We start from the raw sequence: 13,165 nt of genomic DNA, 5'->3' as shown, positions 1-13,165 counted from the left end.
CGGCTCCCTTGCGTTGACGAGTGGGCAAGTGCCCACTTAAGATGGGCGCATGCCCACTCTACCCTCGGGGCAAGAGCCTCATCACTATCGACAGGCCGCGGAATCCTTCGGCACGGACGTCGAACGCTACGACCGCACCCGGCCCGCCTATCCCCCGGAACTCATCGGTCACCTCATCGCCGCCGCCCCGGGCCGCGACGTCCTCGACGTCGGCGCAGGGACCGGGATCGAAGCACGCCAGTTCCAGGCGGCGGGTTGTCACGTCCTCGGCGTCGAGCCGGACTCGCGGATGGCGGAGTTCGCCCGCCAGGGCGGCATCGACGTGGAGGTCGCGAAGTTCGAGGACTGGGAGCCCGCCGGACGCCGGTTCGATCTGCTCGTCTCCGGGCAGGCCTGGCATTGGGTCGACCCGGTGGCGGGCGCCGCCAAGGCCGCCGAAGTGCTACGGCCCGGCGGACTCTTGGCCGCGTTCTGGCACGTACCCGAACCGCCGGAAGAGGTCGCGAACGCCTTGGCGGACGCTTACCGGCGGCTCGTGCCGGATTCCCCGATCGATCTCGGCAGCGTGCCGAAACAGCCCTCTGACCCGTACGGGCCACTCATCGTGAAGGTCGCCGACGGGCTGCGCGAGGCGGGCGGGTTCGGCGAGCCGGAACGAAGCCGCCACGACTGGGACCGGGTCTACACCCGGGACGAATGGCTGGACCAGCTTCCGACGTTCGGTTCGCTCACCTGGGTCGAATCCACAGTGCGACAAGAGATCCTCGCTGAAGTCGGCGCGGTGATCGACGGGATGGGCGGACGGTTCACCGTCCGCTACGCCACCGTCGCGATCACCGCGGTCCGGGACTGACCCGCCGGTGACGGGAGCCGCGACGCTCCCGTCACCGGCGTCCGTCAAGGCGTGACGGGGATGTTGGTCAGCCCGTTCACCGCCCTCGAGACGGTGTTGGACGCGTGGACGACGTTGGGCCGTTCCGAACACTTCGACGTCGACGTGATCTTGATGGCGTACTGGCCGACCCCGCCGAGATCGGACTTGTTGTCGCGCCACACGTTCCCGCACCCGTTCGGGAACGACGGGGTGGTCCCGGGATTGTGCGTCTCGTACCCGTTCGCGAACGTTCCCGGCGAAGCGAAGGTGCCGGTGTTGCCCTCGATCATGTACCCGGATCCCTTGACGTCGACCCAGGAATCGGCCGAGTTCTGCCCGGAAACCCCTTGGCCGTCGAAGGTGTTGCCCCGGATCACCCCGTCCGCGGTACCTTCCTTGACGTCGACGCCCTCCGCGGCGACGTACGGCCCGATGTGGTTGTCGAGCACCTGGATCCGATCGCTTCGGTCGACCCCGCCGGAGTTCCCGTGGCACGCCCAGTTGGAGTTCGCCGAGCCGAGGTAGACGCCCTCGCCGTAACCCGCCTGCACGAGACCGGTGTAGCTGATCGTCGAATCGCGGAGGACACTGTCCGCCGAGGAGCGGCGGAAGTGCACGGCTTCCTCGTCGATCCGGTGCACTCGCACCCCTTCGATCACAGTGTGGTGCGAGTTGTCCGCGACGATCCCCTTCTTCGACTCCTGCACGGTGAAACCCTTGAGGTGCCAGTACGGCGCACCGTAGAGCCAGAACCCGTACCCGGAGTCCCAGCCCGCGGTCGGCGCCGGGCAGGACGGCGCCTCACCGGACGGGCCGTCGTTGATCAGGACCGCCGTCGACGGTCCCGTCACCGTGATCGGTGCGCCCGCCGTGCCGGGTTTCGTGGCCACGAACGAACCTCGATAGGTTCCGGTGGCCAGCCGGATGGTCTGGCCGGGGCTCGCGGCGGCCAGCGCGGCCTGCAGCTCCGCCGCGGTACTCACGTCCACCACTTCTCCCGCGGGAACGCTCGTGGTCGTCGTCGGCGGTTTGCTCGTGGTGGTGGGTGGTGTCGTGGTGGTGCTCGGCGGCCCTCCCCCGCACGGGCTGCCGTCGATCGTGCAGCCGGTCGGCAGGCCGAGCCCCTTGGTGTTGAAGCCGAACGACGCGGTGCCGCCGGCTTTGATCGTGCCGTTGAAGCCTGCGTTGGTGACCTTGTAGTGCTGGCCGGTCCTGGTGAGCACCGAGCTCCACGACGTCGTGATCGTGGTGCCTTCGGGGAGATCGAACTCGATCGTCCACTGTGTACTGGTCGCGTCGCCCGCGTTGGTCAGCGTGTACTTCCCGCCGTATCCGCTGTCCCACGCCGAGCTCTGGGCGAAGGTCGCGGTCAGGCTGGGCGCGGCGGCCTCGGCGGTGACGACGGCGCCGAACAGGCCCGCCGCCGACGCCGTGGCCGCGATCGCGGCGAGCAGTCGTTTCCTCGTCATTCCGTGCCTCCGCATTTCGTTCCGGCGATCGAGCACGCGACCGGGAGTCCCTGACCGGCGGCGTTGAAGCCGAACGTCGCCGTGCCGCCGGGTTTGACGCTCCCGTTGTGGGCCGCGTTCCCGAACCGGTAGTGCTGTCCGGTCCTGGTCAGCACCGAACTCCACGATCCGGTGATCGTCGTCCCGGCGGGCAGGTCGAACTCGACCGCCCACGAACCGACGGCGGCCGAGCAGGTGTTGGTGACCGTGAAACCGGCACCATAGCCGCTGTCCCACACCGACTTACGGGTGAACGTCGCGTTCAGGCACGCGCTCGGGGTCTGGTTCGTCGAGGTGGGTGTGGTCGTGGTGGGGTTCTGGCTCGTCGGCGAGGACGGCGGGGTCCCGTCGACGGACTTCAGGAAGAGCGACGACGAGGCGTCGGTCTTGGTCGCGTCGACGCCGTGCCCGCCGGTGTAATCCCGCTGCTCGTTCTTCGCCCAGTCGGCGACCGGCGTCCCGCCGATGTCGAGGTGTTTGTACGCGGTGCCGTCCCAGCCGAAGGAGTAGACGCGGTGCCGGTCGGCGTAGAAGTCGTTGTACGGGCCGTTGTCCGCGAGCTGCTTGGTCATGGCGTTGTTGAAGAACACGTTGCGGGGGCCGGAAGCGCCCGACCACTTGACCGCCTTCTTGCCCGCGCCCCACCAGATCGGGAACCAGTTCGAGTCGTCGGGGCCGCCCCCGCCCTCCTCGCCGCAGTTGGCCCGGCAGTTCCCGGAGCGGTGCGCGTACGGGACCTTGACCGTGTTGAGTTCGAACAGGTTGTTGCGTTCCCAGCCACCGTGCAGGTTGAGGTCGGAGTCGAACGAGTTGCCGATCACCACGTTGCCCGCGGCGGACCACTGGAAGGTGAAATGCCGCAGCAGGGTCGAAGTGTTGCCGGCGTAGAGCGAGTCCCAGACCCGGGAACCGCGGAAGTAGCCGTTGCCGCCCTTGCCCTTGTTCCATGAGCCGTTGAGTTCGTTGTCGACGATCTGGAGGTTCTTGGCCTCTTCGGTGACGATCGGATGCGATCCGGTCATGTCCGCGCGGATGCCACGGACCCAGGAGTTCGCCGCCCACTTGAACACGATCCCGTGCATCTCCGCGGCCGGCGCCATGTTCCCGTAGTTGTTGTTCGCCTCCGCCGGGTTCAGCCCCGGCATGTCCTGGGTGAAGCCGAGGTTCTCGAACCCGACACCGAGCACCGGGTCGACCAGCGGTGCCGCCTTCGAGTCGTAGGTGGCGCCGTCGATCGGGGCCGAACCGTCCGAAGTGGAGTTCACCGGGACGTCGTACTCGAGCGGTTTGTCGAGGGTGATCGTGCGCGCGGACGTATCGAGTGCAGCGATCGTGAAGATCTGCTGGCGCATGTGCATGTTCAGCAACGGGAACGTGGTCGGCGTCGCCTGCTGCTGTTCGTAGAACTTCCGCGAGTTGGCCGCCCTGATGTTGACCAGGTTCCCGGCGGCGAGCGAGGTCAGCGCGCCGCTGCTCGCCAGGTGGACGACCTTGTCCCCCGTCCGCGCGGCGAACGCGGTGTCGCCCGGCTTGCCCCGCAGCTTCACCCCGGCCTTCCAATGGACGTTGATCGTGCCCTCGAAGATGTCCTTGCGGTTCGCGGACGCCGAGGCGTGGTCGCTCGCGTAGGACGTGTGCACTCCCCTGGACTGGACACGGAACAACCCGCGACCGGGCCACAACCAGCCGCCCTTGCCCGCGCCCGAAGTCATCCCGTCCTCGTCCCAGTCGGAACCGTCCGGGGTGAGCGTGTCGTAGAGGGTGTTCGCGTCGGGCTTGTAGACGAACTTCGTGGCGTCCTTGCCCGCGCCGCGCAGGATCAGGTAGTCGGCGTCGACGTGGATCTCGTGCGTGACGTCGAACCGGCCGGCCGGGAAGGTGATCGTGCTGAGCTTGGTGTAGCTCCCGGACGGCGAACACGCGCTCCTGATCCCGTCGATCGCCGCCTGGATCCCGTTCGTGTCGTCGGCGCCGTCGTCGGGTTTGACGTTGTACTGGCTCGCCAGCTCGGCCGCGGTGACCTGACAGGTGGCGTCCGGATTCACCTCACCGGAGCCGGGCAGGGTGGCACCGCCGCGATACCCGGCCTTGGACCAGTCGTAGAGCCCCGCGACCGGCGCGCGGCGGTTGGCCGCTCCGAGGTCGAGGCCGGGTAGCGCGCCGGGCCCCGGCGCCGCGTCCGCCACCTGGGGCGGTACCTGCAGGAGTGCTGCGGCGGCGACCACGGCGGCGACCGCCGGGAGGACGGCACGACGAAGAGGACTTTTTCGGGACACCCGAAACCTCCGTGACGGACTGACGGAAGGTGTTGCGGCGTGTACACCCGGACCCCGTCTTTATAGTTCACGTCCCTGTCGGTCGTCAACGGATGTGAATCATGTCCACGTATGTGAATGGCACGATCCACCGACGGTTCCGTTCAGCCCTCGCCCGAACGGAACCGGTCGAGCACGCGGCGCTCCCGCTTCGTCGGGCGCCCCGCACCCCGCTCCCGCCGCGCGACCGGAACGGCGGCCTCGGGCGGCGGCGCGGGCGTCCGGTCGATGAAGCAGGTCGCGGCGTCGGCGGCACCGACCCGTTTCTGGATCACCCGCGTCACTTCCAGGATCCGGGTCGTGTCGTGTACCCGCGCACGCACTTCGTCACCCGCCACGACCGTGGTCGCGGGTTTGGCCGGTTTGCCGTTCACGCGGACATGGCCGCCACGGCATGCCGCGGCGGCGTCCGGACGCGTCTTGGTCAGCCGGACGGCCCACAGCCAGCGGTCAACTCGAGTGGACTCCACAGCAGTACATAGTGGCCTATCGGCCGGCTTTATTGCCACCCGGCATAACCGCAGGTATAACTTGTTCTAAATCCCTCAACGGTGAGGAAGATCACGTGAGCGACGAAACCATGCGGAGAAGCGCTTCCGGACAGTTATCCCGCCGCCTCTTTATCGCAGGAACTGGTTCTATCTTGGGGGCGGCCGCCCTCGGCGGGACCGCTTCCGCGAAAAGTTCGATCGCCGATGCCGCCCGAATCCCGGCACTCGTCATCGGTTCGGGATACGGCGGTTGCGTCGCCGCGCTCCGGCTCGCCGAGGCCGGCGTCGACGTCCATCTCGTCGAACTCGGCAAGGCCTGGGACACCCCGGGCACGGACGGCAAGATCTTCGCCAACACCACCAAACCCGACTACCGTTCCTTCTGGCTGAGGACGCGGACCAAGCAGCCGTTGAGCAACTTCCTCGGCTTCCCGCTGGACAAGGACGTCCCCCGCCACACCGGGATCCTCGACGCCGAGGAGTTCGGCGGCATCACCGTCTACCAGGGCCGCGGTGTCGGTGGTGGCTCACTGGTGAACGGCGGCATGGCCGTCACGCCGAAACGGGAGAACTTCGGCGCCGTCCTGCCCACGGTCGACGCCGGCGAGATGTACGGCGTCTACTACCCGCGCGCCAACGCGGGCCTCGGCGTCGCCACCATCGACCAGAACTGGTTCGAGACCGCCGAGTGCTACCAGTACGCGCGGGTCGGCCGTAAACACGCGCAGCGGTCCGGTTTCCCGTTCCTGTTCGTCCCGGACGTGTACGACTGGGAGTACATGAAGAAGGAACAGGCGGGCACGGTCCCGAGGTCCGCGCTGGCCGGGGAGATCCTCTACGGCAACAACGCCGGCAAGAAATCGTTGCAGCAGACCTATCTTCCGAGGATCAAGGCGACGGGGCGCGTGACGATCTCGGCGCTGCACCGCGTCACGTCGGTGACGCCCGCGTCCGGCGGCGGATACACCGTGGTGATGGAGCAGCTCGATACCGGCGGCACCGTGACGGCGACGAAGTCCGTCACCGCGGACAAGGTGTTCTTCGCCGCGGGCAGCGTCGGCACGAGCAAGCTGCTGGTCAAGCTCAGGGCCACCGGTGCGCTGCCCAACCTCAGCACCGAGGTCGGCAAAGGCTGGGGCGACAACGGGAACGTCATGTGCGGGCGGGCCAACCACATGTGGGACGCCACCGGGGCGTTGCAGTCCTCCATCCCCACCGCGGGTATCGACAACTGGGCGGCGGGGGGCGCGTTCGCCGAGGTCGCGCCCCTGCCGACCGGCATCGAGACCTACGCCTCGTTCTATCTGTCGATCACCAAGAACCCCCACCGCGCGGCGTTCTCCTGGAACCCCGGTGCGAACAGAGTCGACCTGGACTGGCAGACCGCGTGGAAGCAGCCGTCGATCGAGATGGCGAAGACGATCTTCGACAAGATCAATGCCAAGGAAGGCACGATCTACCGGACCGACCTCTTCGGCACCTACAAGATCTGGGGCGACCACCTCACGTACCACCCGCTCGGCGGCGCGGTGCTCGGCAAGGCGACCGACAATTACGGCAGGCTCCACGGCTATCCGGGCCTTTACGTGATCGACGGCGCGCTGATTCCGGGGAATACCTCGGTGAACCCGTTCGTCACCATTACCGCGCTGGCGGAAAGGAACATCGAAAAGATCGTCGCCACCGATCTGTGACGACGACCGGAGAAAGGCCGGGGCCATCGCCTCGGCCTATTCTTCAAATCTTCGGCAGCACGCAGACGGTGTCGATCCCCAAAACGTGGTTCAAGCGCCCGAAGGCGAGCCAGGAACCGATGCTCATGCTCAGCTCGACGATTTCCTTCTGGCTGTAGTGCCCGGCCATCCGCTTCCAGAATTCGTCGTCGATGCCGTGGTGGTCGAGCGCGTAGCGTTCGGCGTATTCGGCGGCCAGCCGGGTCCGCTCGTCGAACGCGTCGGTGGTGCGCCACTCGGTCACCGCGGCGGCGAACTCCTCCTCGACCTTCACCCCGTCACGCTCGGTCCGCCAGTCCAGGCAGAAGACGCAGCCGTTGATCTGCGCGATCCGCAACCGGGCCGCTTCGAACTCACGGAGCCCCAGCGTGGTGTGCGAGTACACAGCGAGCGAGAGTTGCGACGCCGCGACGCCGATCCCGGGCACCATCTCGCCCCAGACGTAGCCGATCGGGTCCTTGCCCTCGGGAATGTCGATGTTCATCGCGCGCTCCTTCCGAGCTTGCCGGTCGCCGGTCGCAAGGGGACGTCGAGTGCGTCGTAGAGGCCAGGTTTGGCGTCCACGAGCCAGTCGATGGCGCCGACCAGCCTGCCGACCGCGGTCGCGTTGCCCCCGGCGGACCGGTTCTCGCCTTCGTCGGTGGCCTCGACCGAGACCTCGATCCTGGGACGGCCCTCGATGATCACCTTGTGCGCCCCGTCGCCGCTGGGCGGCATCGGCCAGTCCGGCGCACACGATGAGTGGATCCGGGTCACGTGCTCGATGACGATCCGCGGCTCGCCGTCCACGATCCCCTGCACTTCGAAGCGGACCGCGCCCTGCGTGCCCGCTTCGAACTCGCCCATCGCCCGCGTGGTCACGGTCTTCTCCAGCGGACGGCGATCGAGTGTCTCCCGGATCTCGTCCAGCTCCACTCCGAGGCCACGGGCGATCAGCCGTACCTGCCCGCCCCACACCATCGTGGGCACCGACGGGGCCAGCATCGGCGGCTGGTAGTCCATCGGCTGCCCCATCCCGACCAGGTAGCGGACGGAGTCCGGCTGGTCGTAGGTGGAGTAGTCGAAGATCTCCTGGCAGCGGACCACGTCCACGGTGGTGCCGAGCCCGCTGATCAGCAACGGCAGGATGTCGTTGCCCCACCCCGGATCCACGCCGGAGACGAACAGCGACCCGCCGCCCTCCGCGATCGCCGCGAGCACCGGCTCGCGCAGTTCCTCGGGCGCGTTGCGCTGGTCGTACAGCGCGTAGAGCGCGGGCGTCACCACCACCGCCCCGGCCCGGATCGCGCGGACGATGTCGGCCAGCGCGTCGGCGGGCCGGATATCGCCGGACGCCGCGTACACCACCGCTCGCGGCCCCGCCGCCAGAACCGCGTCGACATCATCGGTCGCCGCCAGACCCAGTTCGCCGTCGATTCCCGCGAGCGCGGCCGCGTCACGGCCGACCTTCGCGGAATCGTGCACGAGCACACCGGTGAGTTCCAGCGCCGGATGCGCGTCGACGGCCCGGATGGAGGCGCGGCCGATGTTGCCTGTACCCCAGACAACCGTGGGAATCATCAGTCGAGGCTATCCGAATCCGAGTACCGAAACAATGAGGAAAACCGCAGGTCAGAGCGCATTACTCGGGTTGATTCCGGCGGGCAACGAAAGCGTTCCGGTGCGCGGAACGGACACCCTTTTCCTCGCTGCCCGGCAATCGGGTTGAGGGGCGACGGCGGGCGTGTGTAGTGTGCGTTCCCGTGACGAGCCCCGAGTCGGACAGAACCCCGCCGCCGGTCATCCGGCGGCGAGTCGTCGTGTCCGGCCGTTAGGTGTCGGCCCTCTCGCTTCCCGGTGACCGGAGCGCTGTTCCGTGCGTCCGGCCGGGTTTCCTCCTGTCCAGCGCACGGCTCCTCCTGTTCACTTTTCTCTTGGGAGTCGTCCGTTGCCCCTGTTCGTCTATGTCCTCGGCCTTGCCGTCTTCGCGCAAGGCACCTCCGAATTCATGGCGTCCGGTCTCGTGCCGGGGATCGCCGGTGACCTGTCCGTCCCGGTGGGCGCGGCCGCGGCGCTGACGTCGGCCTACGCCGTCGGAATGATCGTCGGCGCACCGGCGATGGCCATGCTCAGTGCGCGCTGGCCTCGACGCCGGGCCTTGGCCGGGTTCCTGACCGCCTTCGTCGTGGTGCACGTCATCGGCGCCGTGACGACTAGTTTCCCGCTGCTGTTCGGCACCCGGGTCGTCGCGGCGATCGTCAACGCCGGATTCCTCGCCGTGGCGATGCCCGTGGCGGTCGCCCTGGCGCCGCAGGGAAAGCGAACGCGGGCGACCGCGGTGCTGTTGGCGGGTATCACGCTGTCCTGTGTCGCGGGAGTGCCGGCGGGCGCCGTACTGGGCGATCTCGCGGGCTGGCGTTCCGCTTTCTGGGCCGTCGCCGCGTTGTGCCTTCCCGCGCTGGTGCTGGTGTTCCGCTCCGCCCCCGCCGGTGCGGCGGAGCCCCACGAAGTCTCGATCAGGCGCGAAGCACGTGAACTCAAAGCGCCTCCCGTACGGCAGGCGATGCTCCTCGGCGCGTTGGTGAACGGCGCCACCTTCGCGACGTTCGCCTTCCTCGCGGTCATCGCGACCGACGTCGCCCACCTCCCGGCCGGGGCGGTTTCGGGACTGCTGGCGGCTTTCGGCGTCGGCGCGTTCCTCGGCGTCACAGTGGCGGGCCGCACGGGAGACGGCGAACTCCGGCGCGGCCTCGTGCTCGGGTTGTGCGCCCTGCCGGTGGGCTGGGCGGTGCTGGCGATGGTCGGGACGCAGCCGATCGCCCTGTTCGTCGTGACCGCCGTCCAAGGTGGACTGTCGTTCGGCTGTGGTTCCGCACTCGTGGCCCGGGTCATGCACGTGGCCCCGGGAGCTCCGACGCTGGGCGGCTCGTTCGCGACCGTCGCGCTGAACGCGGGCGCGTTCCTGGGTCCGGTGCTCGCCGGTTTGGTCACGGAGTCGACCGGGGACTACCGCTACGCCATCTGGATCAGCGCGGCGGTCACCCTCGTCGCGCTTCCGCTCGTCGTGCGGCCCGCCCGCGTGCGTCATCGATGAACGCGGGGCTGGGTACCATCGGCCGCACCATGGAGATGATCACTGTGCCCGCGGGCGAGGTGACGCTGTCGGACCGGCGGACACAGCGGAACTGGACCGTCGATGTCGCGTCCTTTCTGCTCGCCGCGGTTCCGGTCACGCGCGAACCTGACCGGCTCCCGCTGGTCGACGTCTCGTGGCAGGACGCCCTCGAGTTCTGCAACACCCTCTCCGAACGCGACGGCCTGACTCCCGTCTACCAGCTGGATTCCCCGGCCTGGGACCGGACCGCGAACGGCTATCGGCTGCCCTCCGAGGCGGAATGGGAGCACGCCTGCCGCGCCGGCACGACCGGTCCGCGCTACGGGCCGCTCGACGAGATCGCCTGGTACCGCGAGAACTCCGGAGAGACCGTGCACGAGGTCGGCGGCAAGGCGCCCAACGCGTGGGGCCTGCTCGACATGCTCGGCAACGTCTGGGAATGGTGCTGGGACGTGTACGACGCCGAGGTGTACGGCGAATACCGGGTCCTGAAGGGCGGCGGCTGGTTCGACGAGCACTGGAGCTGCCGGGCTTCGGTACGGCGCCGCAGCCACCCGACCTTCCGTGTCGACGACGTCGGCTTCCGACTCGCCCGGTCACTGTGACCCCGCCTCCACGACGTGATGATCACGCGATTGAATGGCGGCACGGACACCCGGCCAGGGTGTCGGACCCTGGAGGAAACCGTGACCGGAACCGCTCCCCGAGACGTCGAACGCGTCTACTCCACCGCCGACGTCGTCGCGAAACTGCGCCGGCTCGCCGACGCGCTCGAGTCCGAGACCTCTTTCCGCATCCAGATCGCCGGGGAACGGTTCCGCGTCCCCGCCCGCGCGCAGTTCTCGATCGAGCACGAGCGCGGCGACGGCGAGGAAGAGGTCGAGTTCCAGCTGAAGTGGAAGATCGAAGAGACCGACTCGGACGACGACTCCGAAGGCACCGTCGTCTGATCCTTCGTCCATAAAGGACTCGGGCGGGCTCGTCGATCTTTGGCGGGCCCGCCCGTTAACTCTGCTCGGCGAGCGGTCGTCGCCGTACTCCAAGCCGTTAGTCCGGTTCAGTGAACCGGCGGCTCTCGCCCCGAAGTCCGTAACACCGCGTGCCCTCGTCAAGATTCGGAAGTAGCACGGGAACCGGCGATCTTGACCGGCGGTTTGCCCAGTGCCACACGAGGAGGAAGCAGCGTGGCGTTGTTCGGCAACAATCAGGGTGCGGAGGTCGCCGCTCTTCACCAGCAGCTCGCGGCAGCCCATGCGACGATCGCGGAGTTGAGGGGTTGGGTCGGGCATCTTCGCGGAACCGAGACCGCTGTACTGGAGGGCGAACTCCGCGGGTTGAAAGCTGCGGTCGAGCAGGCCAAAGCGGAGCACTCGGCGCAGTCGGCCGCCCGACAGCAACTGAACGTCGAGCTGGAGTCTTGGCGCTCCCAGCTGGTCGAGACCCGGGAACTCGCGCTGTTGCAGCAGGTGGGCATCTACGAATACGCGCATCCGCTCGAGGACGCGCTGGCCTACAAGGACGCCCTCGCCGAACTGCGGGCGCAGATCAAGACCGCCGCGAAGGCCGACGCCGTGACCTGTCAGGTCGATTGGGCGGTCAACGGATCGGTCAAGGAGGGGCAGAAGCTGGGCCGCGACATGGCCAAGTTGATGCTCCGTGCGTACAACGCCGAAGCCGACAACGCGGTCCGGGTGGTCAAGCCGCATACGGTGGAGTCCGTCAAGAACCGCTTGACGACCACGCGGGACACGATCGGCAAGCTCGGCACCCTGATGCGCATCGTCATCTCCAGCGACTACCACCGGCTCCGACTCAAGGAGATCGACCTGACCGCTGACTACCTGATGAAGGTCGAGGTCGAACGCGAGGCGGCACGGGAAGAACGTGCCAGGCTTCGCGAAGAGGCCAAGGTCATGAAGGAAGTCGAGCGGGAGCGAGCGCGTCTCGCAAAGGAGCGCACTCACTACACCACCGTGCTCGCCCGGCTCGAGGCGAAGGGTGACACCGAAGGCTGGGCCCGAGCGAAGGAGCAGTTGGCCGCCGTCGACGACGCCATCGCCGGCGTCGAGCAGCGGGCGGCCAACGTCCGTGCGGGCTACGTCTACGTCATCTCGAACCTGGGCGCGTTCGGGCCGGACGTGGTGAAGATCGGGATGACCCGTCGGCTCGAACCGATGGACAGGGTCCGGGAGCTCGGCGACGCTTCCGTCCCGTTCCGGTTCGATGTCCACGGGCTCTTCTTCTCCGAAGACGCCGTTGCCCTGGAAACCGCCCTGCACCAGCGGCTGGCCGCCGATCGCGTCAACATGGTGAATCCACGCCGGGAGTTCTTCTATGCCACGCCGGCGCGGGTGAAGGAGCTACTCACCGGGCTCGGCGACGACCACATCCTCGAATACAAGGACACTGCGGACGCCGTCGAATGGCGAGCGTCTCGCCGCGACGCCGCCTCTTCGCGCGCCGAACGCTCGCTCGCGCTGTCGGCTGCTTCTTCGAACACTGACGCCGGTGGCGACGGCGATCTGTCCTCGGACGGCGATCTGACATGAGTCATCCACCTTTGCCGCCTGCTCCCCCGCAGGCACCTCCTCGTCCTCCGTCCTGGTTTCCTGACCCTTTGGACGACTCCCTTCTGCGGTATTGGGACGGATATCGCTGGACCTTCCACACCGCCGCACGCCCCGTCCCCGCGCCTTCAGCGCCGCCGCCGCAGCAGCAGGCCGTTCAGCCCTCCCCAGTTCCGGCGATGCGCCGAGACATCGTGGTCGCGTTGCAGAACGTTCGCGGCGTGTTGGTCGGCTCGATGAAGGAGGTCAATCTCCTCCCCGGTTACCTCCGGCCCGAAGAACAGGTACTCGCGCTCACCGCCGCCCAAGGTGAAGGCCAGGGTGTACTCGCCTGCACGAACCGCCGATTGCTCTTCCTGTTCGTCGGAGTCGTGCGCCGTCAGTTCCTCGAAGTCGATTGGAACCAGACCAAACACATCTTCTACTCCCAGGCCACGAAGACGTTCTCGGTCTACACCACCAAGTTCACGAAGCGGGCCATTCCGGCGTTCACCGTGCGGGTCAACAACCTCAACGACGCCAACACCATCGCCCACGCGGCCCAGTCGGCTGCCGCCGCGCCGCGACTGGACGTCGTTTGAAC

The 13,165-nt window shown here is 67.8% G+C and carries 12 protein-coding genes; 7 read left to right on the top strand and 5 right to left on the bottom strand.

Annotated elements, in window-relative coordinates:
• Positions 1-49 precede the first annotated feature (49 nt).
• Complete coding sequence (locus DMH01_RS15705; protein WP_125677413.1) at positions 50-853, top strand: class I SAM-dependent methyltransferase; 804 nt, start codon at positions 50-52, stop codon at positions 851-853.
• Positions 854-897: 44 nt separating this feature from the next.
• Here DMH01_RS15705 and DMH01_RS15700 read toward each other — a convergent pair whose 3' ends face one another.
• From DMH01_RS15700 to DMH01_RS15690, 3 genes are all read right to left on the bottom strand, one after another.
• Positions 898-2,343 (bottom strand): cellulose binding domain-containing protein, encoded by a 1,446-nt coding sequence (locus DMH01_RS15700; protein WP_125677411.1) that lies wholly within the window; start codon positions 2,341-2,343, stop codon positions 898-900.
• Complete coding sequence (locus DMH01_RS15695) at positions 2,340-4,658, bottom strand: cellulose binding domain-containing protein (protein WP_233621539.1); 2,319 nt, start codon at positions 4,656-4,658, stop codon at positions 2,340-2,342. Before DMH01_RS15695 ends, DMH01_RS15700 begins: the two co-directional genes overlap by 4 nt.
• Before the next feature lie 143 nt (positions 4,659-4,801).
• Positions 4,802-5,167: an RNA-binding S4 domain-containing protein gene (locus tag DMH01_RS15690; protein ID WP_125677409.1), complete on the bottom strand. Its 366-nt coding sequence runs from the start codon at positions 5,165-5,167 to the stop codon at positions 4,802-4,804.
• Positions 5,168-5,340: 173 nt separating this feature from the next.
• On the opposite strand from DMH01_RS15690, the gene DMH01_RS15685 reads away from it, so the two are divergent.
• Complete coding sequence (locus tag DMH01_RS15685; protein ID WP_125677407.1) at positions 5,341-6,882, top strand: GMC oxidoreductase; 1,542 nt, start codon at positions 5,341-5,343, stop codon at positions 6,880-6,882.
• 43 nt (positions 6,883-6,925) lie between these two features.
• Here the strand turns inward: DMH01_RS15685 and DMH01_RS15680 are convergent, their stop codons facing one another.
• Both DMH01_RS15680 and DMH01_RS15675 read right to left on the bottom strand, forming a co-directional pair.
• Positions 6,926-7,405, bottom strand: a complete 480-nt coding sequence (locus DMH01_RS15680; protein WP_125677405.1) for a carboxymuconolactone decarboxylase family protein — start codon at positions 7,403-7,405, stop codon at positions 6,926-6,928.
• Positions 7,402-8,481 carry a dihydrodipicolinate reductase gene (locus DMH01_RS15675; RefSeq protein ID WP_125677403.1) on the bottom strand — a complete coding sequence of 360 codons (1,080 nt, stop codon included), beginning with the start codon at positions 8,479-8,481 and terminating at the stop codon, positions 7,402-7,404. Before DMH01_RS15675 ends, DMH01_RS15680 begins: the two co-directional genes overlap by 4 nt.
• A 367-nt stretch (positions 8,482-8,848) precedes the next feature.
• Here DMH01_RS15675 and DMH01_RS15670 point away from each other — a divergent pair, with 367 nt between their 5' ends.
• The 5 genes from DMH01_RS15670 to DMH01_RS15650 all read left to right on the top strand — a co-directional run bounded on the left by DMH01_RS15670 (position 8,849) and on the right by DMH01_RS15650 (position 13,163).
• On the top strand, positions 8,849-9,994 hold the full coding sequence (locus DMH01_RS15670) for a Cmx/CmrA family chloramphenicol efflux MFS transporter (RefSeq protein WP_125677401.1): 1,146 nt from the start codon (positions 8,849-8,851) through the stop codon (positions 9,992-9,994).
• 29 nt (positions 9,995-10,023) lie between these two features.
• On the top strand, positions 10,024-10,620 hold the full coding sequence (locus DMH01_RS15665) for an SUMF1/EgtB/PvdO family nonheme iron enzyme (RefSeq protein WP_125677399.1): 597 nt from the start codon (positions 10,024-10,026) through the stop codon (positions 10,618-10,620).
• An 81-nt stretch (positions 10,621-10,701) separates the two neighbouring features.
• Positions 10,702-10,965 (top strand): amphi-Trp domain-containing protein, encoded by a 264-nt coding sequence (locus DMH01_RS15660; RefSeq protein ID WP_125677397.1) that lies wholly within the window; start codon positions 10,702-10,704, stop codon positions 10,963-10,965.
• Positions 10,966-11,199: 234 nt separating this feature from the next.
• Positions 11,200-12,564 (top strand): DUF4041 domain-containing protein, encoded by a 1,365-nt coding sequence (locus DMH01_RS15655; RefSeq protein WP_125677395.1) that lies wholly within the window; start codon positions 11,200-11,202, stop codon positions 12,562-12,564.
• The gene (locus DMH01_RS15650) at positions 12,561-13,163 is read left to right on the top strand and encodes a DUF2510 domain-containing protein (RefSeq protein ID WP_125677393.1); all 603 of its coding nucleotides are present in this window, start codon (positions 12,561-12,563) and stop codon (positions 13,161-13,163) included. The genes DMH01_RS15655 and DMH01_RS15650 overlap by 4 nt, the downstream gene beginning before the upstream one ends.
• Positions 13,164-13,165 lie beyond the last annotated feature (2 nt).

Source organism: Amycolatopsis sp. WAC 04182, assembly GCF_003947465.1.
Classification (GTDB): Bacteria; Actinomycetota; Actinomycetes; order Mycobacteriales; family Pseudonocardiaceae; genus Amycolatopsis.
The sequence above is the reverse complement of the archived record's forward strand: the minus strand, read 5'-3'. Positions and strand labels throughout refer to the sequence as shown.

Excerpts from the sequence above, each read along its gene's own strand:
- DMH01_RS15665 (WP_125677399.1), top strand. The coding sequence starts at position 10,024 with ATGGAGATGATCACTGTGCCCGCGGGCGAGGTGACGCTGTCGGACCGG.
- DMH01_RS15705 (WP_125677413.1), top strand. The coding sequence starts at position 50 with ATGCCCACTCTACCCTCGGGGCAAGAGCCTCATCACTATCGACAGGCC.
- DMH01_RS15700 (WP_125677411.1), bottom strand. The coding sequence starts at position 2,343 with ATGACGAGGAAACGACTGCTCGCCGCGATCGCGGCCACGGCGTCGGCG.
- DMH01_RS15650 (WP_125677393.1), top strand. The coding sequence starts at position 12,561 with ATGAGTCATCCACCTTTGCCGCCTGCTCCCCCGCAGGCACCTCCTCGT.
- DMH01_RS15680 (WP_125677405.1), bottom strand. The coding sequence starts at position 7,405 with ATGAACATCGACATTCCCGAGGGCAAGGACCCGATCGGCTACGTCTGG.
- DMH01_RS15675 (WP_125677403.1), bottom strand. The coding sequence starts at position 8,481 with ATGATTCCCACGGTTGTCTGGGGTACAGGCAACATCGGCCGCGCCTCC.